Genomic DNA, 22,409 nt, shown 5'->3' on the forward strand with positions numbered 1-22,409 from the left:
AGATGGTTTTAGAGTTTATAAAATTGGTATCAATATAATACTCGTTACCCATTAATAGCTGGTAACAAGTTCATCGTCAAGGCCTTTTGCTGTATCAACAAGTGGCCAACTGCATGCTGCTCCTATTAAAGCGGCATCTTCCCATAACACGCTTTGCTTAAGCGTAATATTTTTATTGTTAAGCTGCTCTGTAACATAGTTAATAAACACATGCATACTTTTTGCAATGTTACCACCTATAATAATAGTATCAGCCTGTTCATCGGTTGCAAAAGCATTTAAAAAACGCCCCAGGTTATCGCCAAACTCATTAAATAATGTGTCTTTAAGTATAACGTCGTCATGATTCAACAATGCTTCCACATTTGATAATTCTTTTGATGTTAGTTCAAAACAACGCTTTTGAAACCAGCGGGTTGATATATAATCTTCGGCAATACCATCATGCATAGGGTTTATAGCTCTAAAAACGTCAGAAGTAACTCCTTCTGCACTTCTTGCTGACCCTAAGCCTGTGCCTAAGGTAACACCAATGACCCTGGCAGTTGGCGGCAATTTACAATGCATTACTTCACCATGCAAAAAAGCTTCAGCATCATTTCTGAATAAGATGTTCTCTGGTTTTATACCCAAAGCATCTGACAGCAGGGTGCGGACATCAAGGCCGTAAAGCGCCTCGTATTTATTCATTCCTTTAATAAGAGATATTCCCCTGGTATAATCAAAAGGTCCGGGCATTGCTATTCCAACCTTAATAGCGCTGTTATTGTTGCCATTGCATAAAACGCTGATAGCTTCTGCCCAGCGGTTTATCACACTTTCAGCTTCGGCATGCGGATCAACCTTAAGCCGCACCTTGGTTCCGGGTATAATTGTACTCCCCTCTTGCGATACTTGTGCCGCAGTAATATGCGAGCCACCAATATCTACCCCAATAGATATACCATCAGATAGGCTTGAACTCATTAAGTAGTAATTATAGGTTTATAAAAAAGATAACGGGAGCAAATATGTAAAACGTTTTAGCAAAATCAAAAATATATGTAAAATAATATAAAATTATGTTGCAAACAACTGATTTACAGTAACTTTTATCGAACAGATGACTTTCTTACAATCAAAGATGTAGGGAGGATAATTTTTTGAAATTTTTTATCGGAAACTGCCTTTTTTAGCCTGGAGATAAGCAAATTGATTGCATGTTCAGCTATCTTATCGGTTGGTTGCGATACGGTGGTTATTGATGGTGAGTATAGTTCAAATAACTCATAATCGTCGAAGCTTACAACGCCAATACTTTGCGGTATGTTTATTCCTTTACCTGCAGTTGCTTTAAGTCCGCTTACACATAGGTAGTTTGTAGCAAAAAATATAGCGTCAACTTCTTTTTTTCTGTCTATAAATGCTGCAATGTGCTGCATGGCTTGCTCGCTGCTTTTATAGGCTATTTCTTTAACTAACTGTGGTAAACCATTTGCCTGCATAGCCTTCTCGTACCCCGATAAACGGTCAAGCATTTGCGGCTGCAAAGAATCGATAGTTACAAAGGCAATGTTTTTGTATCCGTTGGCAATCAAATGACAGGTGGCATCATAAGCACTCTTTTCGTTATCAACGACCACAAAATCAGTATCAATGGCAGGCAAGTAACGGTCAATTAGTACAACAGGCTTTCCAGTGTCAAGCAGTAGTTTTATATCCTGTTCTACCCCTTCCGGCGGAACTATAATATAGCCATCAACATGCCTTTCATTATACATGGCAATTAGCTCACGCGTTTTTTCGGTTGCGTTTTCGGTACTGCAGTATATTATTTTGTAGCCGCTTTGGTAAGCAATGGCTTCAATAGCCCTGGCTATGGCCGAAAAGAACGGATCGGATATATCCTCTACCATTAAGCCTATAATGTTGGTTTTACCGGTGCGTAAGCTGCGCGCCAAGGAGCTGGGTTTGTAATTAACTTCCTGCACAAAATCTAAAACCTTTTTTACCAGCTTTTCACTTATTCGCTTCTCCTGCGCCCTTCCGTTTAGTATAAATGATACCGTTGTAATTGATACGCCAAGTTGCTGAGCAATATCATTGATTGAAATTTTCTTTTTCATTGGGGCTGCAATACAGGAGAAAGGCGTTGAGTATTGTTATGGCATATTTGCTGTTAACAATTCTGATAATTGATACAACGCTTATAATTCGTATCAAAAATTGTAAAAAAAGCTGACAAAAATCAAACAATAGCTAAATCAATTTACCTTACTGTTTGAAAGGTTGTTCACTCAAGCAAATTTACAATTTTGTACTAAATATTATATGGCACCGGTAACTCTTTGATACAACCTAAACTATTCAATTATAAACATTCAGGATTAACCCCTACTGCTTACCCATAGCGGCCGACTGTCCGTTCAATAAACTCGCAACATTATTGCAGAGCTCTTCATTTTCAAATGGCTTATTAATTATCATATCGGCACCGTAATGACCAAGAGACTCCAGCACCTTCCCGTACCCTGAAAGTATTATGACGGGCAAATGTGACGTTTCGGCATGGTTTTTAATTTGACTACAATACTCACCGCCATTGATGCCATGTAATATGTAGTCGGTAATTATTATATCTGGCTTAATTTCAAACACGGTTTTTATTATATCATCCGCCTCCAAAATAGCTGTAATTTGATACCCCTCCTCACTCAAAATTGCGGTAAGGACATCTTTAATATCAGCATCATCCTCTATAATTAAAATATGCTTCTCCATCATAATCAATCGGTAAAAGGAGCTTTAAAAGCACCTTTATAAATCACCCTCAACAATAATCATGCTATAAAGTTGGCGCAACGTGGATCAAAAATTTTTTTGATGATACAAGTAAGACATTAGTGTGCAATCGATTTTAGAAAGGACAAACTTTGCTTTCGATGCTTAATCAATTAAATCACAAAACCCTTAGTTGTTATTGTGCTTTTAAATTAAAATGTTGTAAGCGTAACAAGTTGCAGCACAAACAATGTAGTTAAGTACATGGTTGCATAGCAGTCTAATATTTAACTTATGAAATTCAACATTCAAAAAAAGGTTGCTGTAATTACCGGCGGAGATTCGGGTATTGGCTTTGCTACTGCCCGCCTGCTGGCTAATGAGGGCGCCACCATTGTTTTAGCCGATAAAGAACAAGACAGTGTGGCAGAAGCTGCAGAAAAGCTTCAAAATGAATATCCGGAGGCCGATGTGCTTGCACTATCATGCGATTTGGATAATAACGAAAGTGTTGTTGCATTTGCCAACAAGGTAAAAAGCACGTATGGCGGTGCGCACATACTTATTAATTGCGCCGGAGCCAGAGGGGCTGCCGGAGACTTTTTGACACTAACGGATGAAGACTGGCAAAACACCATCAACACCGACCTTATGGGCGCGGTACGCCTTTGCAGGGCCTTTATACCCCAATTACAAGAGCGTGGCTGGGGCCGGGTGGTTTTGGTAGCCTCAGAGAATGCTTACCAGCCTTACGAAGAGGAAAGCCCGTATAACGCCTGTAAAGCAGGCATCATAAACTTAAGTAAGTGTCTTTCGCGTTCTTACTCTAATGATGGCTTGTTATTCAACTGTGTATCGCCGGCATACGTTGAATCGCCCATGACGAACGCCATGATGGATGAACTGGCCGAAGAACGTGGCACCGATCGCGAAGAGGCAGTTAAATGGTTTTTGGCCAATAAGCGTCCGCACATTGCAGTTGGCCGACGTGGTAAGCCTGAAGAAGTAGCGGCTGTAATAGCCTTCTTATCTTCAGATTTATGCAGCTACGTTAACGGCAGCAACTACAGGGTTGATGGAGGCGCAGTTGAATCGGCCTTTTAACTCAAATTTTAAAAGTAGTTTAAGACATGGAAACAACGCCGCCTGTTAAACCCACATTAGTATTGCTGCATTATTTTGGTGGTGCAGCTGCAAGCTGGCAGTGGCTTATTAAGGGTATTGGCAGCGAGTATAACTGCGTTGCCATTAACTTACCTGGCTTTGGCGGTGCAGCAGCCTTATCAGCTCCAAACCTAAGTAACATGGCAAGTTTTGTTATTGATTACGTTAATCAACATGTTGATACCGACTCGTACATACTTGCAGGGCATTCAATGGGTGGTAAAATAGCAATGGAGGTTGCGTACCTATCTAAAAGTACAGATAAAAGGGTTCAGCAGTTAATACTGCTGGCCCCTTCTCCCCCAACAATAGAAAAAATGCCCGATGCCGAAAAGCAACGGATGCTTATACATCCAAACTATAATGAAGCAGTAACAACAGTTGCTAACGGCACGGTTATTAAACTAGAGGGAGCAATACTTGAAACAGCTATAGCAACGCAATTACAGGCAGACCCTACCACGTGGAACTGGTGGATTAATGACGGAATGAACGAATCGATTGCCACACATGCCAAAGACCTTAAGATTCCAGTAACGCTGATTGTATCAAAAGACGACCCTGCAATTACGCAACAGATGACAACGGATGAAACCATCCCCAACCTTCCGGCTTCAACACATGTTGTATGGACTGAAGGTATAGGACACTTGTTTCAACTGGAGAATCCTGAATGGCTGGCAAAAACTTTATCTGGGGTTATCAAATAATCCTGAGATGGTTGAAGCGTCCAACTTGCTATTAGGTGTAGTGTAAATATCAAGAAGGTATAAAACGAAAAAAGTTCGCAAGTGTTAAACTTGCGAACTTTTGTGGTACCAACTGGGATCGAACCAGTGACACAAGGATTTTCAGTCCTTTGCTCTACCATCTGAGCTATGGTACCGCCCTTTTGGGACTGCAAATGTAGCTTCTTTTTTTATTTCTAAAAATTTATTTTGAAAATAATTACTCACCAAGTGTTATGTAATTGATACAAAGCCAAATAAATTAATCAATCTTTTTACAAGCTGGCTTTTTTGTTTGCTTACGGTCTTTACAATTACTCAAAACTACAGGCAAGCTGAATTTTCAGGTATTAAACTCCCTATCGCGCCAGCAAATTTAACGCATTCATGACCACCATCACTTTATACCTGAACCATAAATTTGATACCTTTGCCATATGCAATTTTCAAAAAATTCGCGAGTTTGGATTTACCAGGCCGATAAGGAATTAAGTGATAGCCAGGCCCAGCAAATACAAGAACAGCTTAATAGCTTCACACACAGCTGGACGGCGCATAACAATCAGCTTAAGGCCGGTGCTGTAGTAAAATATAACCGCTTTCTTATTTTAGTGGTTGATGAAAGCCAGGCAGGTGCAAGCGGATGTTCTATTGATAAATCGGTGCGGGTTATGAAGGAGCTGGAGCAGCAGTATAACATCAATTTATTCGACCGTTTCAACCTGGCTTACCGCGAGGGCGACGAAATATTATCACTACCACGTGAGGAGTTTGAAGCTTTAATTAAAGCCGGTAAAATCAACGCAGGCACCATTGTATACAATAACCTGGTACAAACATTAGAAGAGCTGCAAACCAAATGGGAAGTGCCATTGCAAAACAGCTGGCATGTACAGCTCTTTGGCAGCTTATTAACAGCATAAAAAATACCTCCTGGTATATACCAGGAAGTATTTTGGTTATTTTGCTTTCAAGGTCACTTCAATATCAGGCTTCACGCTTTGTATTAAAGCTATAAAAGCGGCTTTATCTTTGGGCGAAATCATTACCGAATCATACTTATTGTAAGCAATTTCTAACCGGTCTAACGATGACGCTGGTGAGCTTAGCGCATTGTTAGTCTCCTTGATGCTTTTAATAGTATTGATATCCACATTTTGATTAACCAGAAATCCGCATCTGATATTTACTATAGAGTTATTTACCACGTAGTATGTGCTGTACAACATGTGCGCAGTAAATAAAGCAACAACACCTATAACAATAAAGCCCGACCAAAGGCCATCCATAACCATGGGTACAGATGTGGCAATAAAGACAATACCTAAAGGTATCACCAATTCCAACCCAATCTTTGATCTGAATGTTGTGGCCATGCGGCAAGATTGTTATGCTATGTAGCTTTCCAATATTTTAAAGCCCTGGCTGGTTTTTAATTCCACCTTGTCTACGGTGTTAGGTAACAGCAGGCACTCACCCATTTTTACTGCATAACTTTCGCCGTTGTATTGCAACTCGTAACTACCTTCCAAACAAACGTGTATTACAAACGAATCAAAGGCTGAATAGTCTTTGCTAACGTTCTCCGTATAATCCATTACGTTAGTTGTGAAATATGGGCAGCTTACCAGGTGCACATCCTCGTTCTTTACAGGAGTATAATCGGTACGGTAATTAGGATACTTCTTATAATCGATAGCTGCTAAAGCCTCCTCGGTATGCAGCTCACGTTTATTTCCTTTATCATCTACACGGTCAAAATCGTATATGCGGTAGGTAATATCTGAAGTTTGCTGAATTTCGGCAATAAGCAGTCCTTTGCCAATGGTATGTACACGGCCTGCAGGTAAAAAGAACACATCACCCGCTTTAACGTCCTCGCGGTTTAAAATATCGGTAAGATTACCGCTGTTTAATTTTTCAACGTAGGTTTTCTCATCTACTTCCTCGCTAAAACCTGCAATAAGGCTCGAACCCGGATCGGCTTCAATAACATACCACATTTCGGTTTTACCAAATGAGTTATGACGTTTGCGGGCCAGTTCATCATCAGGGTGTACTTGTATCGACAGATCTTCGTTAGCGTCGATAAACTTTACCAATAACGGAAACTCGTTACCAAAACGCTCGTAAACGGATTTACCTACCAGTGCGTCTTTGTGTTCTTCTAAAAGCGCAGCTAATGACTGGCCTTGCAATGCACCATTTTCAACCACCGAAACGTCTGATTTTACGCCCGATATTTCCCAGGTTTCGCCGCAATTAGGCAAATCGCCAAAATCTTTATGCAAATAGGTCTTGATCTTTTGACCGCCCCATATCTTGTCTTTGTAAATGGTTTTAAATTTTAAAGGATAGAGTGTTGACATAGTTGATTGATTTTTTTTGCTAAAGTAATATATTGAAATACAAAACGGTCTGAAATGAGTTTGAAATACAAATCAATTAACTATACATATTTTCAGTTACAGCAGCTATTTAAAATAAACTATCTTTATGTGATTTTTTGCTACATCAATATAGCCACCAGACTTAAATCCGGTAAAAAGAGCTTGAAAGTTCCCATTAGGTTTTGTTAACATAGTTTCGTATGTCCAGATACGCTTATCAGAAATTTTATCAATATTAACAAAATGCTTATTTTCTATTTTCGCAACGTACGTCCCTTCATTTCCCGATATAATATAAAATGGTTGCTTTTGATAAGCAAATGCCGCAAGCGTTGTTATGCCGATGGTATCTACTAATGTTTTTGTTCCCTTTAAAGATTTTGATTCATCATCACCTACATATCTTATCTGCTTTTTTCCATTTTTACTACGTGGTGACGGAAGTTTGAACACAGTTAGTAATTCCGGATTCTTTACTTCAACTACGCTTGTGAAGCCGCTCATGTGTGCGAGACTATTTACTACTAAATATTTATTTTCAGCTTTAAGTATGGTTACTGCACACGTAGCACTGCACGACCTTTCAACCTTTGTAATCTTGTTCCTAAAATATACTGATCCTCCCCATTCGCCGCTACATGTTCTTCTAACCACATATTTCTCATCTTCAAATAGCACAGGTTTTTCTTTAAGCAAATTTGCTATCTTTTTTTGTTCAATTGTATCAGTAAGTATTACTTCTTCAACATCAAATAACTTTTGATGTTGACCGAACGACAACAATGCGCTACACATTGCAATGAGAATAGATAGAGAGAACTTCATATTTAGACAGGTGTATGCAAAGGTTATCTTCTGAATATAAACATAAATGCCCCGCTTTTTAGCGAGGCATTTAATATCACAACTAAGAATAATTACTTACCTAATTTAGCTTTCAGGTTTTCGTCAATAGCTTCTAAAAACTCTTCGGTGTACAGGTAATCAGTACCATGTTCAACCTTAGGTTTAATGGTAATAGCCAAATCTTTGGTCATTTTGCCGCTTTCAACAGTTTCAATACAAACCTGCTCTAAAGTATGGCAAAAATCAATCAGCTCCTGGTTACCGTCCAGTTTACCACGAAACTCCAGACCGCGGGTCCAGGCAAAGATTGAAGCGATTGGGTTAGTTGAAGTTGGGTTACCTTTTTGATGCTCGCGGTAGTGACGGGTTACGGTACCGTGTGCAGCTTCGGCTTCCATTACGGTGCCATCTGGCGTAACCAAAGTAGAGGTCATTAAACCTAATGAACCAAAACCTTGTGCTACGGTATCAGATTGTACGTCGCCATCATAGTTTTTACAAGCCCATACAAAGTTACCGTTCCATTTAAGGGCCGATGCAACCATGTCGTCAATTAAACGGTGCTCGTATACAATGCCTTTTTCGGCAAATTTAGCTTTGTAATCGTTTTGATAAATCTCTTCAAAAATATCTTTAAAACGACCGTCGTATTTTTTAAGGATGGTGTTTTTAGTTGATAAGTATAAAGGCCAGCCTTTCATTAAAGCCTGGTTAAAACATGCGTGCGCAAATCCTTTGATTGATTCATCAGTGTTGTACATTGATAAAGCAACACCATCACCTTTAAAGTTGAACACTTCGTATGATTGAACTTCGCCGCCATCTTCAGGAGTAAAGGTTACGGTTAATTTACCTTTGCCTTTAGTAACAAAATCGGTAGCGCGGTACTGATCGCCAAAAGCATGACGGCCAATACAAATTGGAGCAGTCCAGTTTGGAACTAAACGTGGCACATTGCTCATTACAATAGGCTCACGAAAAACTGTACCATCCAATATGTTACGGATAGTACCGTTTGGTGATTTCCACATTTGCTTTAAACCAAACTCTTTAACACGCTCCTCATCCGGAGTAATGGTAGCACATTTAATACCTACACCGTACTGTTTAATGGCGTTAGCTGCATCAATAGTAACCTGATCGTTAGTCTCGTCGCGGTATTCAATACCTAAATCGTAATACTTCAAATCAACATCCAGGTAAGGAAGAATCAATTTATCCTTAATAAACTGCCAGATGATGCGGGTCATCTCATCGCCATCCAGTTCAACTACCGGATTTTCTACTTTAATTTTTGACATATCGGGTTTTTGTTGTAGTTGTATTTAAAAAACGTCCAAATATATACATTTTGACTATTGCCCTGCCACTTTATAAGTTAAAGTTTTTGCCTGCAGCTTATCATCAAAAATTGGCCACATTTAAATAAAATGTTAATTTTAAGGCGGATATAGAAACGGATGAAAAAGATTTACGGTTTTTTATTGCTTGCCCTTATTGTAATAAACACGGGTTGCAAGCAAGACCCGCCAGTTTTACCTGCAAACCTGCGAAATACGCAATTACTTGGTAAGTGGAATTTAGCCTTCATGCAATCAGAAAAATACATTGATGGCGACAAAGAGCCCGACTCCAGTCCGCTGATTGGCACCGCTAATGATTATTTTATTTTTGAGGCCGATAACCGGGCTACACTATCATCAACTGTTTACCAAAAACTGTTTCAAGGCTATTACTCTGCCAATACAGCTGCATCAACGCTGGCATTTAAAAGCGGCGATTTGCTTATAAGGTATAATGTTACGGCACTTTCTATCACACAAATGGAGCTTGTTGAAACTATTAATACCAACGAAGCAGGCTCATCTGTAACTATAATTAATTACTACACCTATAACCGCTTACCATAGTTTTGAAAAAAATACTACTTACGCTATGTATATGCTTTGCTACCCTGTTAGCTAAAGCGCAGCTGGGCTATATGTACGGGCAATATGATTTAGGATTTGCAGCAGCCTTGAATTATGCTTATACAGATGCTGAAACGGTTAAAGGTACGCCCGCAGCACATTTGGTTTTTGCATATAATCATACCCCCTTTTTGAATTATATTGCCGAAGTTCAGTTTGGCCGCTTAGCCGGCGGAGATTCGGTGAGAACGCTATCGGGGCGCGAGTTTAAAAATAATTATACCGCAGTTAGTTTCAGGGCCCAAGTTCAGGCTGGCGAATTGCTGCGTTATGATAACACTGTTATAATGAATGCACTGCGCAACATATATGTTAGCGGTGGCGTGGGTGTTATTTATAACAATATGTCTGAAATTAACCGGTCTTCACTTTATATTCCCGATTATACATCATCAGGCCGTAATTCAAGCAGTGAATTTTTCATACCCTTAAAAGCCGGATATGAGTTTAAAGTTTTTAACAGCTACGATGAGCCGTTTATAAAGGTTGATTTAGGCTATCAACTAAATTACGTTTTGGGCGACCAGTTAGACGGCATTAAAGCAGGTATACGCAAGGATGTTTATTCGCAGTTTGTGGTAGGAATGCGCTTTGCTATTGGTGGCTTTACTTCCTATCGTAAGCCTATACGCCAGTAATACAGGCAAACTTAAGTTTTACGGTTTAAAACTTTGGATGGATTATTGATGTTAATTCATTACAACAAAGTTAAACCTGTATGAAAAACGACGATACCTTCTATCCTGGTTTTAATGATGAAAACCTGGACAGAGACAAAAAAATGAAAGACGAATTGGGTGAAGAAACTTCAGCCCATGATTTGAAATACGACCCGGATACCGACAGCTACGAAATTGCTGTTGAAAGTGATGACCCGGATTATGATCCGCCTCAATTATTTGATACAGCAGCCCCGGGTGGCAGCGATTTTGATTCGAGCTATGACGAAGCCAACCCTTATGACACACAGGGTGAGTATGATAAAAACCGTTCATTAGAAACCGATGCCGAAGGCTTAGGTATGCATATTGACAGCGGAAGGATTGTAGAACTGGATCCGGTTGATGAAACTCTGGCCCGTACACCGGAAGACGACCGCGAAGACCTTGATGAAGAAGGTTACCCGAAAAATGATGCCGACCTTGCTGAAGGTGCCGAAAAAACCGACAGCGATATTAGTGGTGAGGACGAAGATGATGACTTTTTAAAATAGAAGTTTCTAAAAAGATCCTGATAGAGGTATAAAGTAAATCGAGGTTGCAGTAAAGCATAATCAATTTACCTTATACCTCTTTTCCATTTAAAGGCTTTATTAATCAAAGTCAAGACCAAAGGTTTTTCTTAGCGCAAGAAGCTGCGGGTTTTTGGCGGCCATATGCTGAAATTTCTCTATAGCGGTGTAAGGCTTTCTCACTACAACCAGTTCATCCACTTTGGTGTTTACCTCAATATCAAAATTGCGCAGTGTTGTACGTAAGTGATTCATCAACCCGGGCTTCTCATCCCTAAATACGGCCTCTTGTGTACGGTTACTTATAATCAACTCAAAAACATAAGGCTGCGTCATAACGGGCGCACTTGTAGTAAGTATGGCCACAAGGGTTGATTTACCTTCGGCCTTAACCTTTGCTACATAATCATTCCAGCACTTCAAAAAGTCGTCAATATTAAAGTTTTCCTTATCAGTACCGTATACATATGGATCTTCCTCTTCTTCAATTACGGCGCCACCCGCAACACCTCCCTTTAAAGATGGACTTAAAGAGGGTGTGCTTAATAATGATGAAGCTAAGGGACGAATTGGTGCAGCTGCCTTTTCAGCCTCAGGTTGAGGCGAAGCAGATGGCAACGACTCGGTTTGATGCACCGGAGCTGATTTTGGCTGGTTACTACCAACAGCACCTGACAGTGAAGGTGTAGCCGTTATTGAAGGAGTAGCACTTAAAGATGGCGTAGCCTGATAAGTTTGCTTAGGCTCCTGCAACTGCGCTGATGCTGACACCGGTTGTACCGGAGCCGTATTTGTTGCAACAGGCTCGGTTATCGGTGGTTTTGGTGCAATTTGCGGCGCGTTTACGTTTGGTTCAGAGTTTTTTTTTAAGTCCTGACCGTTAACGGCTGGCATACTGGCTGCAGTAAAAGCTGCTTGCAGATGACATATTTTAAGTAAGGCAAGCTCAACCTGCAAACGCTGATTCTTACTTAAACGATAGTTTAAATCACATTGGTTGGCAATATTCATGGCCGATAGCAGGAACGATGTGCTGGCCTGCTGTGATTGCTGTAAATATTTTTGCCTAATGCCTTCGCTTACTTCAAGCAACTTTAAAGTGGAACCATCTTTAGCTACCAACAGGTTACGCAGGTGGCCGCTTAAACCAGTAATGAAGTGACTGCCATCAAAACCATTTGTAAGAATTTCATCGAACAGCAATAGCGTATTGGTGGTATCTTCTTTAAGCAGGCTATCGGTTAAGTTAAAGTAATAATCGTAATCAAGAATATTAAGGTTTTCAATTACCGAACGATAGGTAACCTGGCCGCCCGAAAAGCTTACAATCTGATCAAACATTGACAACGCATCGCGCAAGCCGCCATCGGCCTTTTGGGCAATAATGTGTAAACCGTCATTTTCGAAACCTATGCTTTCTTTTTGAGCTATGGAGGCCAGGTGGTTGGCCATATCCTCTACCCTAATGCGGTTAAAATCAAATATTTGACAACGCGAAAGTATAGTTGGGAGTATTTTATGCTTTTCGGTTGTGGCTAATATAAATATGGCATAATTAGGCGGTTCTTCCAGCGTTTTCAGGAAGGCATTGAACGCTGCCTGTGATAGCATGTGAACCTCATCAATAATATACACTTTATAACGACCGGCTTGGGGCGGTATGCGTACCTGTTCTATCAGGCTGCGTATATCATCAACCGAGTTGTTTGATGCCGCATCAAGCTCATGTACGTTAAAAGAATTACCGTTTTGAAATGCACGGCACGAATCACATTCGCCGCAAGCCTCACCATTAGGCTGCAAGTTGGTGCAGTTAATGGTTTTAGCTAAAATTCGTGCACAAGTTGTTTTACCCACCCCACGCGGCCCGCAGAACAAAAATGCCTGCGCCAGCTGATTATTCTTGATTGCGTTTTTTAGAGTGTTGGTCACATGTTGCTGACCTACAACGCTTTCAAAAGTAACAGGACGGTATTTACGGGCCGAAACAATAAAATTATCCACAGCCACTAAGTTAGGCAAATTTGCCGAAAGGGAAAATAGGGAGAAGGGAATGCTGAACAGTGATTGGCCAAAAACCGGCAGGCTAAAGCAGCGAAACTACTTGTGTTACTAGTGAGCTTTAAACTTTAACCGTTTGTGGTTTAAGCACATTTTACCCAAATTGCGCATATTATGAAACCCATAATCCGCAGAAATAATGCAAAACATAACCGATCAACAGCAGAAGTAAAATATGAAAAACTGTTAAGCCAGTTACAAGAACAGCAGCAATACAATAACAACTTGCAAAGCAGCTTACAAACTGTGCAAGCCAAAGTGACTGCTGAGCTGGAGCCACTAACAAAGCGGTATTATGCGCTGCTACGTAAACTGTTAATTGCTATTGATGCCGCTGCTAATAAATCAGTTGTAGGCAAACACAACAAGGAGTTGCTGGATGTTTATATGGCTGAGACATCAAGGTTTTTACTTAAAAGGTTTGGCTACCAGGATACGCAACTTGCGGCTCTGCTGTTTAAATATGGCAATATCAATGCAGACGATGTTGTCAGACATTACGAAGAGCAGTTTACATCGGCAAAATTTAGCCAGGTTTATGGCTTTAATATCAACTTCAAAGAGATGGTTGAAAAAGGTGAGGAAAACTACTTTACCGAAAACAGGCATCACTTCACAAAAGCCGGGCAAACCCAAGCAACTGCTGTTATTGAAAGCGAACTAGTGCAGGATTGGAGTGAAGACAATAAAACCGCCGCAAGAAAAGAAGCAGATAATAAACTGCTGCATAGTGATGCCCGAAGCGTATACATGCGGTTAATAAAAAAGTTCCATCCCGATTTGGAACGTGATGAAGACAAGCAGAACCAAAATACCGAGATTGTAAAAGAAGTTACCAAAGCATACCAGGAAAAAGACTTTTTTACGCTATTGAAGTTACAGATTAAGTACCTGGATGACAATGAAACCGAGGCTACCAATATTGCCGATGCCATGTTGAAACGCTACAACAAAATATTGCAAAAGCAACTTGCCGAGCTAAAGCAAAATATACAAATACAGCATTATACCAGCGGCAATACGATTGAGAATTTTATAGATAATTACGGTAATTTTAGTCCACAAAAATTTGCTACCCAACGTAACTTTTTAAAGAAAAGAAATAACGCCTTAACGTCGGAAATCGAAACTTCTACCAAAAGCCCTGAAATTTGGTTAAATGGTTATCTGCATCTTTTAAAACTAAGTCAAGATAAGTGATGCTCTTTTAAGCTTGCTTTTACATTTTACAAGCTATATTAGATACGCACCTATTTCTACTTCAAAATCTCTATTTGGCTAATTTCCTTAACCTTGTAATACCCTTTAGCACCGGGAAGGTACACTTCCATTTCCTGCCATCTTATCTTTAATTTTTTTCCGGCGTAAGTAACTGGTGAACCTGTAAATTTCTCATAACCGGCAAATTGCCTTAGCCAAATAAAAGACTGTTCTTTGCCTGCAGCATCTGTAATTACAAAATAGTTAAAGCCTTTATTATCTATGCGTTTTAATTTGCCTTGCGTTACGCCGCTGCCGCTATTTAATTTACTATCTGAACCGGCCATAAGTGTAGCCAGTTTCATAAAAGCTGTACACTTATTTTTAAGTAAACTTGCACCAATATCAGTTCCTATTTGATGCATTGCGGCATCATCCCCAAACTCAACACCGCGCTCTTTGGCTACATCCATCAGCAAAAAGGCATAGCTTGTAAAACATTCCATAAATGCATCATTTGCCTCTTGTTTGGTGCTTATTTTGGTTAAGTCTATTTTTGCCAAACCAATACACAAACTATCAAGCAATTTTTGCTCAACCGGGCCAGGGGTTTTGGTTTGTGCATTAACGTTAAAAGCAGCGAAAAGAAATAATAAGGCGGCAAGTGAAAAAGTTTTCATGTGATAAGCTTTAGAAATATTAAGCCTACTAATATAAGTATATCATATTAGTTTGTGTTGTAGAGTGAGCAATCCACCCACGCTCTATGCATTCAGTCAATGAATTACATTTAAAAGCCTTGCATATCAAATGATTTATTCTTACATTTGCGTCCCCGTTTTGCACGGGAATTAATTAACAAAACGTATTAAAATGCAACAGTACGAAACCGTAATCATTCTAACCCCGTTGTTATCAGACGAGGCTGCTAAAGAGGCAATTGCCAAATTTAGCAAGATCCTTACCGATAACGGAGCCGAAATTGTTCAAGAGGACAATTGGGGTTTGAGAAAATTAGCGTACCCGATTCAAAAAAAATCAACCGGGTACTACCACCTCACCGAATTCCGCGCTCCGGGTGAATTAATCAATAAACTGGAGATTGAATTTAAACGCGATGAGCGTGTTATGCGTTTCCTGACCATTGCTTTAGACAAAAACGCCATTGCTTACAACGAGAAAAAACGTAGCGGCGCTTTCAACAAAAAACCTAAAACAGAGGAGGCTGCAGCTTAATTATGGCAAACGATCAAATTCAATACGTTACCGCTCCTAAAGTGGACGATAACCGCAAAAAATACTGCCGTTTTAAAAAGAACGGTATCAAGTACATTGATTACAAAGACGCTAACTTTTTATTAAAGTTTGTTAATGACCAAGGTAAAGTATTACCACGTCGTTTAACCGGTACTTCATTAAAATTCCAGCGTAAAGTGGCTCAGGCTGTTAAACGTGCCCGTCACATTGGTTTATTACCTTACGTAACCGACTCGTTAAAATAATAAAGGAGGATTAACAAAATGGACATTATTTTAAAACAAGACGTTAAAAACCTCGGCGAGAAAGACGAAGTAGTTAAAGTTAAAGCCGGTTACGGTCGTAACTTTTTAATTCCTCAAGGTTATGGTATCCTGGCTACCGAATCGGCACGCAAAGTTTTAGCTGAAAACTTGAAACAAGCTCAGTTTAAACAAGACAAAATCCGTAAGGATGCTGATGAAGTTGCTGCCCGTTTAGAAGGTGTTAAATTAACAATTGGTGCTAAAGCCGGCGAAAGCGGTAAAATATTTGGTGCTGTTAACACTATTCAGGTAGCTGATGCTTTGAAAAACCAAGGCTTTGATGTTGACCGTCGTCGCATCACTTTCAATGAGGATCCTAAATTTGTTGGTGAATATACCGCAACACTAAACCTTCACAAAGAGGTTAAAGTACAGGTTCCTTTTGAAGTTGTAGCTGAGTAATTTTGATTTCACACTTCGGAATTCCAATTTCGAACTTGAAAGAAAATATTAATAAAAGCCCTTTCCGCATGGAGAGGGCTTTGTTATTTTAGCAAAAAATTAAAAATCACTTAAACCTTTCTCTTAAGAGATGTTTGGGAAAGAACACCATGGTACTCACTGGAATAAAAAAACTCATCTGGTATTTTGTTAAAATATTTTTGATAGCCTTTTTTGGCATTACTATACTTTGGGTATTGCTTTATAAAGTGGTTAATCCTCCTGTTACCTGGCTTATGATTACCCGTGGCTTTGAGCGCAAGGCCGACGGCAAAACCTGGAAAATTGATAAAACATGGAAAGATTTTGATGAGATATCAATTAACATGAAGAAAGCTGCGGTGGCTGGTGAAGATCAGGCGTTTTTAGAGCATAACGGTTTTGATTTTAAAGCCATTGAACGTGCCATTAAGAAAAATGCTAAAAGTAAAAAAGTAATTGGTGGCAGTACCATCTCGCAGCAAACCGCCAAAAATGTTTTCTTGTGGCCCGGTCGCTCGTGGGTGCGTAAAGGGTTTGAGGCTTACTTTACCTTACTGATTGAAATATTCTGGAGTAAGCAGCGTATTATGGAGGTATATCTTAATGTAATAGAAATGGGCAATGGCATTTATGGTGCCGAGGCGGCAGCACAAGCTTATTTTCACAAGCCGGCAGCCAACCTCTCCCGCCGCGAAGCAGCGGCTATTGCGGCCATATTTCCAAGCCCGTTAAAACGTTCAGCAACTAATCCAACTAAATTCATAAGGCACAGGCGGTATTTAATTATGCAAAATATGAAACGTTTGGGTCCGTTAGATTTTTAAATCACTTTTGATAGTTATAAAAAAGGAGATGCTAAATGTAGTATTTCCTTTTTGTTTTCTTACATCCCTTCTCCCACTGTTCACCGTTAAAAAGCAACCGTTCGCCGAAAAGTTCTTTATAAAAACATGATGTGATAGTACTTTTACATCATGGCAAAACAACCTATTATCACTGTTAACAATCTGGTAAAGCAATATGCCGATTTTACCGCAGTAAAAGGCATTAGCTTTGAGGTATACGAGGGCGAAATTTTTGGCTTGCTTGGTCCAAACGGTGCAGGCAAAACCACTACCCTCGAAATTATTGAAACCCTCCGCATCAAAACCTCGGGTGAGGTTACGGTTGATGGCTTTTCGATAGATACACAGGCCAACCAAATTAAACAGCGTATAGGTGTTCAGTTACAGGCTGCCGGTTATTACCCGGGTCTAAACCTTATAGAGCTGCTCAATTTATTCTCGGGGTTGTATGGTGTACGCATTAACCCTCTGGATATGCTCGCTAAGGTTGCATTAACTGATAAAGCCAAAGCTCAATATAAAACCTTATCAGGCGGACAGAAACAGCGCTTTTCAATCGCCACAACCTTAATCAACAATCCTCGCATCATCTTTTTAGATGAGCCCACCACCGGACTGGACCCGCAGGCACGCCGCAACCTTTGGGAACTGATACGCGAGATACGAAGTGCGGGAACCACCGTGGTTATTACCACTCATTATATGGATGAAGCCGAAGAACTGTGCGACCGTGTTGCCTTTGTGGATGGCGGTCGCATAGTGGGCATCAACAGTCCGGATAGTTTTATTGATGAACTGGTAGCAGCCGGGTTTGAACGCAAAAAACAGGTAAAGCAGGCTAATCTTGAGGATGTATTTATTAACCTTACGGGGAAAGAATGGCGGGAGTAGCACCCTTGTAAGCAAGTAGCACCAATGCAATCACTCCATCAACTTAACATTCTTTAATTCTATCAACCTTAAACCAATGACCTCTTACAATAATACCCGCGCAACTCTTGCCATTGCTAAAGCCAGTTTACGTTCAATATTCCGCAGCCCTTCGGCAGTGGTGTTCAGCCTACTGTTTCCATTGATATTCATTGTCATTTTTGCCAATATTGGTGGCGGAGCGGTATCGGTTGATGTAGGGCTCGCCAAAAGCTCAGACACGCTTAATCCAATATACCAAGTACTTAAAAACTACAAGGTGGTTCGCATTACAACCAAGCAAAGCCAGGCCGAGATGAATAAAAACCTTGATAAAGGTAGCCTTGATGCCATTATCGATATACAAAAGCGCAATGGCTTACCTGCATTTACTATTGATGTAAAGTACACAGCTGCATCTCAGGAAAAAGGAAATATGCTGCGCTCAATGCTCAAAAGTTTACTATACCAATTTAATACCCAAGCTACGCCTAACAATGCGCCAAAGGTTGCCACCATGACCGAAACAACTATTAAAGGCCGCGAGTATAAGTACATTGACTTTATTTTGCCGGGTCAGTTAGGGTTTTCGTTACTTAATATAGGTGTATTTGGTACTGCATTCGTATTTTTAAGCCTGCGCCAAACATTGGTTATTAAGCGCTTCTTTGCTACACCCGTGAAACGGTACAGCATTATAACGGGCGAAATGCTGGCACGGGTAAGCTTTGCCCTCTTAGGAGCAATTGTTATAATAAGCGTTGGCCATTTTGCTTTTGGCTTCACCTTAGTAAATGGCATAGTAACCGTGTTGAACATGTTGCTGCTCTCCTTTGCAGGTTTAATTATATTTATGGGTTTTGGCTTCATCATATCAGGTATTGCTAAAAATGAAACCAGCATTCCACCGCTATCTAACATTATTACCTTACCGCAATTTTTACTTTCGGGTACGTTTTTCTCAACTGCAGCTTTTCCGTCATGGTTGCAGCCTGTTAGTAACGCACTGCCACTTACACATTTAAATAATGCCATGCGTAAAATAGCTTTTGAAGGAGCCGCCTTGGGCGATGTTACACATCAATTACTAATACTACTACTATGGGGAATTGGCATTTATGCAGTAGCTATAAAAACCTTTAAATGGGAATAATATTTTCTTAACAATAAATTCATATTAGTATATATTTGCGCCTTTGTTAATCTATTCTTAACAAAGGCGTTATATGTTTCGCAAGCTTGTAATTATTCTTTTTATCACAGCAATCTGCAAATCGGCAGTAGCACAATATAACGGCTTAGGTGGCTGGAATGTAATAACCGTGAATTTACCCGGTAGCACTGAGCACCGCTGGGGCGGCTACATGGAGGCGCAAAACCGTAACTATGGCGTTACCAATACTTTTTATTATTATGAGGTTAAAGGCGGGGTTAGCTACAACTTTGATAAAAACAATACCGCCTTGCTTGGTATTGGCCGTTATGTAACCTACGATTTTGAAGATATTGACGACGGGCCACAATTGGAGGAATTTAGGTTTTGGCAGCAATTCACATCAAACCAATATTTAAGCCGTATAAGATTTGAGCATCGTTACCGTATTGAACAGCGTTGGTTTAATACCGGCTATCGTAACCGGTTCAGGTATAGGTTTAGCGCCATTACCCCCATTAACAAACCCAAAGTTGAGCCGGGGGCATTGTACGGCATTGTTTACGCCGAACTTTTTTTCAACAACAAAGAACCTCATTTTGAGCGGAGCCGTTTTGCCGGTTTACTTGGCTACCAGATAACCAAGCCCTTTGGAATTACCGCAGGCATTTTGCATCAGTTTAATAGCTCGGCCAACAGTAACCGTAAATATTATTTACACCTGAATGCCATTTACAACATTCAACGTAAAGCATCCAAATAAGACTTCCTTGTATCAAATTTCAATAGCGCTTTAAGCTTCATATTAAGATATTGTAAAGCCAACACTAAGTATTCACATTTACTTTTTGATTGTCATGTTTTTGCGCTTATCTTAGCGCGCAATTAATTGTATAACCATACACTTACCAAAAAACTTGATAGCAATATGAGCTTAATAATTGATGTACATGCCCGCCAGATACTCGACTCGCGTGGTAACCCTACAGTTGAAGTAGAAGTATTAACCGAAAACGGTGCTTTAGGCCGCGCGGCTGTTCCGTCTGGAGCTTCAACCGGTGCCCACGAAGCCGTTGAATTACGCGATAACGATAAAAGCAAATACATGGGTAAAGGCGTTTTGCAAGCCGTTGCTAATGTAAATGATATAATTGCCAAAGAACTGGTAGGTTTAGATGTATTTGAGCAAAACAGTATTGACAAGATTATGATTGATCTTGACGGTACTCATAATAAAGGTAAATTAGGTGCCAACGCCATCTTAGGTGTATCATTAGCAGTAGCTAAGGCAGCTGCACAAGAAAGCCGCCAGCCATTATACCGCTACATTGGTGGTGTAAACGCTAACACCTTGCCAATACCAATGATGAATATTGTTAACGGCGGTTCACACTCTGATGCTCCTATCGCATTCCAGGAGTTTATGATTATGCCGGTTGGCGCACCATCATTCTCTGAGGCTTTACGTTGGGGTACTGAAGTATTCCACAACCTTAAAAAAATCCTTCATGATCGTGGCCTATCTACTGCTGTAGGTGACGAAGGTGGCTTTGCTCCAACCTTTAGCGGTACCGAAGATGGTGTTGAAACCATTTTACAAGCTATTGAAAAAGCCGGTTACAAACCAGGTGAGGAAATTTGCTTAGCGTTCGATTGTGCTGCTTCTGAATTTTATGTAGATGGTAAATACGACTACACCAAGTTTGAAGGCGAAAAAGGTGCTATACGTAGCAGCGAAGAGCAAGCCCAATACTTAGCCGATTTAGCTGCGAAATACCCAATTATTTCAATTGAAGACGGTATGGCCGAAGACGATTGGGATGGCTGGAAAATTTTAACCGAGAAAATTGGCGATAAGGTACAATTAGTAGGTGACGATTTATTTGTAACCAATGTAACCCGTTTACAACAAGGTATTGATCAGCATATTGGTAACTCAATACTGGTTAAAGTAAACCAAATTGGTTCATTAACCGAAACTATCAATGCAGTATCATTAGCACAAACTAACGGTTATACTTCGGTAATGAGTCACCGTTCGGGCGAAACCGAGGATGCTACTATTGCAGATTTAGCCGTTGCCTTAAACTGTGGTCAAATCAAAACCGGTTCGGCATCTCGTTCAGACCGGATTGCAAAATACAATCAGTTACTACGTATTGAAGAAGAATTAGGCGCTAACGCAAAATTCATTGGTAAGAACTTCAAATACGCAAAAAAGTAATCACTCATAATTGAGTTAAACGGTTAATTTATTTAACCGTTTGCTTAAACAAAAAAGCCACTTAAATAAGTGGCTTTTTTGTTTTGCAGCGTATAGCTTGTATTTATTTTACGATATATGCTTTTCAACAATAGCAAATAAGTCGCTTAGCTCAAACGGCTTTTTTAGGTAACCATCGGCCATACCGGCTTCAGCCACTTCTTTGATATTACTTACCGCCGATACAATAACTATTGGTATATGGCTGGTAACAGGATGGCTTTTAAGTTCTTTACTTAATTGCTGACCATTGGCATCGCTTTTCCAGTCGGTTAACCAGTTATCAAGTAAAATAAGATCAGGTTTAATTTCAGCTACGTTTTTTAAAATTTTGGCGTCTTCTGAATCTACAACTTCATAATCATGCTCTTTTAAAGCATAAACAATGGTATCGCGGATGTCTTTATCGTCTTCAATAAGTAGTACTTTCTTAGCCATGGTATGTAACGGAATTATGATAATAAAGCGCAGAGGCACATTTGGGCCAATAAGCTACCGTTTGTTCCTCTACGCATTTATAATTATTAATTACGTTTTTTGTTTGCCGGCAAAGCATTTATTTTAAGCAAAAAGCAACACTTTTTAAACAAGCCGTTTAAGTATCTTAACCTCCGCCGGATTTTTGAGCAACACCGGCGATATGCGCAAAAAATGTTTGTAGTGGGGTGAATCCTGGTGCTTCTTCAAAGCATTATCATCTTGCCATTCCTCAATAATTACATAATGGCAGTCTTCATGCTCGTATTGAAAAAGCTCATATTTAATGCAACCTTCATCAAGCAGCGAAGCTTCAACAAGGCGTTTAAGCTCCATTTCAAAAGGCTCTTCTGCATCGGCGGTACAATGCAGCATAGCTATAACTTTGGTACTCATAATTGGTGGTTATTATATATGTATAACCAAC

26 protein-coding genes and 1 tRNA gene are annotated in these 22,409 nt (G+C 40.0%); 15 read left to right on the top strand and 12 right to left on the bottom strand.

The window, feature by feature from the left end:
- Positions 1-51: 51 nt before the first annotated feature.
- From GO816_RS16970 to GO816_RS16980, 3 genes are all read right to left on the bottom strand, one after another.
- Positions 52-966, bottom strand: a complete 915-nt coding sequence (locus tag GO816_RS16970; protein ID WP_157543142.1) for an ROK family protein — start codon at positions 964-966, stop codon at positions 52-54.
- A gap of 125 nt (positions 967-1,091) precedes the next feature.
- Complete coding sequence (locus GO816_RS16975; RefSeq protein ID WP_157543143.1) at positions 1,092-2,105, bottom strand: LacI family DNA-binding transcriptional regulator; 1,014 nt, start codon at positions 2,103-2,105, stop codon at positions 1,092-1,094.
- 268 nt (positions 2,106-2,373) lie between these two features.
- A complete protein-coding gene (locus tag GO816_RS16980) occupies positions 2,374-2,763 on the bottom strand; it encodes a response regulator (protein WP_157543144.1) in 390 nt (129 codons plus the stop codon).
- Positions 2,764-3,054: 291 nt separating this feature from the next.
- Between GO816_RS16980 and GO816_RS16985 the strand changes: the two genes are divergently transcribed.
- Together GO816_RS16985 and GO816_RS16990 are read left to right on the top strand one after the other, a co-directional pair.
- Positions 3,055-3,864: an SDR family NAD(P)-dependent oxidoreductase gene (locus tag GO816_RS16985; RefSeq protein ID WP_157543145.1), complete on the top strand. Its 810-nt coding sequence runs from the start codon at positions 3,055-3,057 to the stop codon at positions 3,862-3,864.
- Positions 3,865-3,890: 26 nt separating this feature from the next.
- A complete protein-coding gene (locus GO816_RS16990; protein ID WP_157543146.1) occupies positions 3,891-4,634 on the top strand; it encodes an alpha/beta fold hydrolase in 744 nt (247 codons plus the stop codon).
- Positions 4,635-4,737: 103 nt separating this feature from the next.
- On the opposite strand, the gene GO816_RS16995 is transcribed toward GO816_RS16990, so the two are convergent.
- A tRNA-Phe gene (locus GO816_RS16995) sits at positions 4,738-4,810 on the bottom strand.
- 279 nt (positions 4,811-5,089) lie between these two features.
- Here GO816_RS16995 and GO816_RS17000 point away from each other — a divergent pair.
- Positions 5,090-5,575: an ABC transporter ATPase gene (locus GO816_RS17000; RefSeq protein ID WP_157543147.1), complete on the top strand. Its 486-nt coding sequence runs from the start codon at positions 5,090-5,092 to the stop codon at positions 5,573-5,575.
- A 36-nt stretch (positions 5,576-5,611) separates the two neighbouring features.
- On the opposite strand, the gene GO816_RS17005 is transcribed toward GO816_RS17000, so the two are convergent.
- The 4 genes from GO816_RS17005 to GO816_RS17020 form a co-directional block, all read right to left on the bottom strand.
- The gene (locus GO816_RS17005; protein ID WP_157543148.1) at positions 5,612-6,028 is read right to left on the bottom strand and encodes a PH domain-containing protein; all 417 of its coding nucleotides are present in this window, start codon (positions 6,026-6,028) and stop codon (positions 5,612-5,614) included.
- Positions 6,029-6,040: 12 nt separating this feature from the next.
- Positions 6,041-7,021: a type I phosphomannose isomerase catalytic subunit gene (locus tag GO816_RS17010; RefSeq protein ID WP_157543149.1), complete on the bottom strand. Its 981-nt coding sequence runs from the start codon at positions 7,019-7,021 to the stop codon at positions 6,041-6,043.
- Between the two features lie 105 nt (positions 7,022-7,126).
- Positions 7,127-7,867: a hypothetical protein gene (locus GO816_RS17015; RefSeq protein WP_157543150.1), complete on the bottom strand. Its 741-nt coding sequence runs from the start codon at positions 7,865-7,867 to the stop codon at positions 7,127-7,129.
- Between the two features lie 92 nt (positions 7,868-7,959).
- Positions 7,960-9,189 (bottom strand): NADP-dependent isocitrate dehydrogenase, encoded by a 1,230-nt coding sequence (locus tag GO816_RS17020; protein WP_157543151.1) that lies wholly within the window; start codon positions 9,187-9,189, stop codon positions 7,960-7,962.
- A 159-nt stretch (positions 9,190-9,348) separates the two neighbouring features.
- On the opposite strand from GO816_RS17020, the gene GO816_RS17025 reads away from it, so the two are divergent.
- The 3 genes from GO816_RS17025 (at position 9,349) to GO816_RS17035 (ending at position 11,071) form a co-directional block, all read left to right on the top strand.
- On the top strand, positions 9,349-9,798 hold the full coding sequence (locus GO816_RS17025; protein WP_157543152.1) for a hypothetical protein: 450 nt from the start codon (positions 9,349-9,351) through the stop codon (positions 9,796-9,798).
- 2 nt (positions 9,799-9,800) lie between these two features.
- On the top strand, positions 9,801-10,496 hold the full coding sequence (locus tag GO816_RS17030) for a hypothetical protein (RefSeq protein ID WP_157543153.1): 696 nt from the start codon (positions 9,801-9,803) through the stop codon (positions 10,494-10,496).
- Positions 10,497-10,576: 80 nt separating this feature from the next.
- Positions 10,577-11,071 carry a hypothetical protein gene (locus tag GO816_RS17035; protein WP_198171553.1) on the top strand — a complete coding sequence of 165 codons (495 nt, stop codon included), beginning with the start codon at positions 10,577-10,579 and terminating at the stop codon, positions 11,069-11,071.
- Positions 11,072-11,170: 99 nt separating this feature from the next.
- Here GO816_RS17035 and GO816_RS17040 read toward each other — a convergent pair whose 3' ends face one another.
- Complete coding sequence (locus tag GO816_RS17040) at positions 11,171-13,093, bottom strand: DNA polymerase III subunit gamma/tau (protein WP_317163662.1); 1,923 nt, start codon at positions 13,091-13,093, stop codon at positions 11,171-11,173.
- Positions 13,094-13,264: 171 nt separating this feature from the next.
- Here GO816_RS17040 and GO816_RS17045 point away from each other — a divergent pair, with 171 nt between their 5' ends.
- Positions 13,265-14,350 (top strand): hypothetical protein, encoded by a 1,086-nt coding sequence (locus GO816_RS17045; protein WP_157543155.1) that lies wholly within the window; start codon positions 13,265-13,267, stop codon positions 14,348-14,350.
- Positions 14,351-14,406: 56 nt separating this feature from the next.
- On the opposite strand, the gene GO816_RS17050 is transcribed toward GO816_RS17045, so the two are convergent.
- On the bottom strand, positions 14,407-15,030 hold the full coding sequence (locus GO816_RS17050; protein WP_157543156.1) for a hypothetical protein: 624 nt from the start codon (positions 15,028-15,030) through the stop codon (positions 14,407-14,409).
- A gap of 193 nt (positions 15,031-15,223) precedes the next feature.
- On the opposite strand from GO816_RS17050, the gene rpsF reads away from it, so the two are divergent.
- The 8 genes from rpsF (at position 15,224) to eno (ending at position 21,466) form a co-directional block, all read left to right on the top strand.
- Positions 15,224-15,586, top strand: a complete 363-nt coding sequence (gene rpsF, locus GO816_RS17055; RefSeq protein WP_157543157.1) for a 30S ribosomal protein S6 — start codon at positions 15,224-15,226, stop codon at positions 15,584-15,586.
- 2 nt (positions 15,587-15,588) lie between these two features.
- Positions 15,589-15,852 (top strand): 30S ribosomal protein S18, encoded by a 264-nt coding sequence (rpsR, locus tag GO816_RS17060; protein ID WP_107831271.1) that lies wholly within the window; start codon positions 15,589-15,591, stop codon positions 15,850-15,852.
- A gap of 18 nt (positions 15,853-15,870) precedes the next feature.
- Complete coding sequence (gene rplI, locus GO816_RS17065) at positions 15,871-16,314, top strand: 50S ribosomal protein L9 (protein WP_157543158.1); 444 nt, start codon at positions 15,871-15,873, stop codon at positions 16,312-16,314.
- A 149-nt stretch (positions 16,315-16,463) separates the two neighbouring features.
- A complete protein-coding gene (gene mtgA, locus GO816_RS17070; RefSeq protein ID WP_157543159.1) occupies positions 16,464-17,159 on the top strand; it encodes a monofunctional biosynthetic peptidoglycan transglycosylase in 696 nt (231 codons plus the stop codon).
- Positions 17,160-17,309: 150 nt separating this feature from the next.
- Positions 17,310-18,071, top strand: coding sequence for an ABC transporter ATP-binding protein (locus tag GO816_RS17075; RefSeq protein WP_157543160.1), 762 nt, complete (start codon positions 17,310-17,312; stop codon positions 18,069-18,071).
- Positions 18,072-18,147: 76 nt separating this feature from the next.
- Positions 18,148-19,242, top strand: a complete 1,095-nt coding sequence (locus tag GO816_RS17080; RefSeq protein WP_157543161.1) for an ABC transporter permease — start codon at positions 18,148-18,150, stop codon at positions 19,240-19,242.
- 73 nt (positions 19,243-19,315) lie between these two features.
- On the top strand, positions 19,316-20,005 hold the full coding sequence (locus GO816_RS17085; RefSeq protein ID WP_157543162.1) for a DUF2490 domain-containing protein: 690 nt from the start codon (positions 19,316-19,318) through the stop codon (positions 20,003-20,005).
- A gap of 165 nt (positions 20,006-20,170) precedes the next feature.
- Positions 20,171-21,466, top strand: coding sequence for a phosphopyruvate hydratase (gene eno / locus GO816_RS17090; protein ID WP_157543163.1), 1,296 nt, complete (start codon positions 20,171-20,173; stop codon positions 21,464-21,466).
- 108 nt (positions 21,467-21,574) lie between these two features.
- On the opposite strand, the gene GO816_RS17095 is transcribed toward eno, so the two are convergent.
- Together GO816_RS17095 and GO816_RS17100 are read right to left on the bottom strand one after the other, a co-directional pair.
- Complete coding sequence (locus GO816_RS17095; RefSeq protein WP_157543164.1) at positions 21,575-21,943, bottom strand: response regulator; 369 nt, start codon at positions 21,941-21,943, stop codon at positions 21,575-21,577.
- A 144-nt stretch (positions 21,944-22,087) separates the two neighbouring features.
- The gene (locus GO816_RS17100; protein ID WP_157543165.1) at positions 22,088-22,378 is read right to left on the bottom strand and encodes a putative quinol monooxygenase; all 291 of its coding nucleotides are present in this window, start codon (positions 22,376-22,378) and stop codon (positions 22,088-22,090) included.
- Positions 22,379-22,409 lie beyond the last annotated feature (31 nt).

The sequence above is a fragment of the Mucilaginibacter aquatilis genome (genome assembly GCF_009755275.1).
GTDB classification, from domain to species: Bacteria; Bacteroidota; Bacteroidia; order Sphingobacteriales; family Sphingobacteriaceae; genus Mucilaginibacter; species Mucilaginibacter aquatilis.

Coding starts and splice junctions, on each gene's coding strand:
- GO816_RS16970 (WP_157543142.1), bottom strand. CDS start 966: ATGAGTTCAAGCCTATCTGATGGTATATCTATTGGGGTAGATATTGGT.
- GO816_RS16975 (WP_157543143.1), bottom strand. CDS start 2,105: ATGAAAAAGAAAATTTCAATCAATGATATTGCTCAGCAACTTGGCGTA.
- GO816_RS16980 (WP_157543144.1), bottom strand. CDS start 2,763: ATGATGGAGAAGCATATTTTAATTATAGAGGATGATGCTGATATTAAA.
- GO816_RS16985 (WP_157543145.1), top strand. CDS start 3,055: ATGAAATTCAACATTCAAAAAAAGGTTGCTGTAATTACCGGCGGAGAT.
- GO816_RS16990 (WP_157543146.1), top strand. CDS start 3,891: ATGGAAACAACGCCGCCTGTTAAACCCACATTAGTATTGCTGCATTAT.
- GO816_RS17000 (WP_157543147.1), top strand. CDS start 5,090: ATGCAATTTTCAAAAAATTCGCGAGTTTGGATTTACCAGGCCGATAAG.
- GO816_RS17005 (WP_157543148.1), bottom strand. CDS start 6,028: ATGGCCACAACATTCAGATCAAAGATTGGGTTGGAATTGGTGATACCT.
- GO816_RS17010 (WP_157543149.1), bottom strand. CDS start 7,021: ATGTCAACACTCTATCCTTTAAAATTTAAAACCATTTACAAAGACAAG.
- GO816_RS17015 (WP_157543150.1), bottom strand. CDS start 7,867: ATGAAGTTCTCTCTATCTATTCTCATTGCAATGTGTAGCGCATTGTTG.
- GO816_RS17020 (WP_157543151.1), bottom strand. CDS start 9,189: ATGTCAAAAATTAAAGTAGAAAATCCGGTAGTTGAACTGGATGGCGAT.
- GO816_RS17025 (WP_157543152.1), top strand. CDS start 9,349: ATGAAAAAGATTTACGGTTTTTTATTGCTTGCCCTTATTGTAATAAAC.
- GO816_RS17035 (WP_198171553.1), top strand. CDS start 10,577: ATGAAAAACGACGATACCTTCTATCCTGGTTTTAATGATGAAAACCTG.
- GO816_RS17045 (WP_157543155.1), top strand. CDS start 13,265: ATGAAACCCATAATCCGCAGAAATAATGCAAAACATAACCGATCAACA.
- GO816_RS17050 (WP_157543156.1), bottom strand. CDS start 15,030: ATGAAAACTTTTTCACTTGCCGCCTTATTATTTCTTTTCGCTGCTTTT.
- rpsF (WP_157543157.1), top strand. CDS start 15,224: ATGCAACAGTACGAAACCGTAATCATTCTAACCCCGTTGTTATCAGAC.
- rpsR (WP_107831271.1), top strand. CDS start 15,589: ATGGCAAACGATCAAATTCAATACGTTACCGCTCCTAAAGTGGACGAT.
- rplI (WP_157543158.1), top strand. CDS start 15,871: ATGGACATTATTTTAAAACAAGACGTTAAAAACCTCGGCGAGAAAGAC.
- mtgA (WP_157543159.1), top strand. CDS start 16,464: ATGGTACTCACTGGAATAAAAAAACTCATCTGGTATTTTGTTAAAATA.
- GO816_RS17075 (WP_157543160.1), top strand. CDS start 17,310: ATGGCAAAACAACCTATTATCACTGTTAACAATCTGGTAAAGCAATAT.
- GO816_RS17080 (WP_157543161.1), top strand. CDS start 18,148: ATGACCTCTTACAATAATACCCGCGCAACTCTTGCCATTGCTAAAGCC.
- GO816_RS17085 (WP_157543162.1), top strand. CDS start 19,316: ATGTTTCGCAAGCTTGTAATTATTCTTTTTATCACAGCAATCTGCAAA.
- eno (WP_157543163.1), top strand. CDS start 20,171: ATGAGCTTAATAATTGATGTACATGCCCGCCAGATACTCGACTCGCGT.
- GO816_RS17095 (WP_157543164.1), bottom strand. CDS start 21,943: ATGGCTAAGAAAGTACTACTTATTGAAGACGATAAAGACATCCGCGAT.
- GO816_RS17100 (WP_157543165.1), bottom strand. CDS start 22,378: ATGAGTACCAAAGTTATAGCTATGCTGCATTGTACCGCCGATGCAGAA.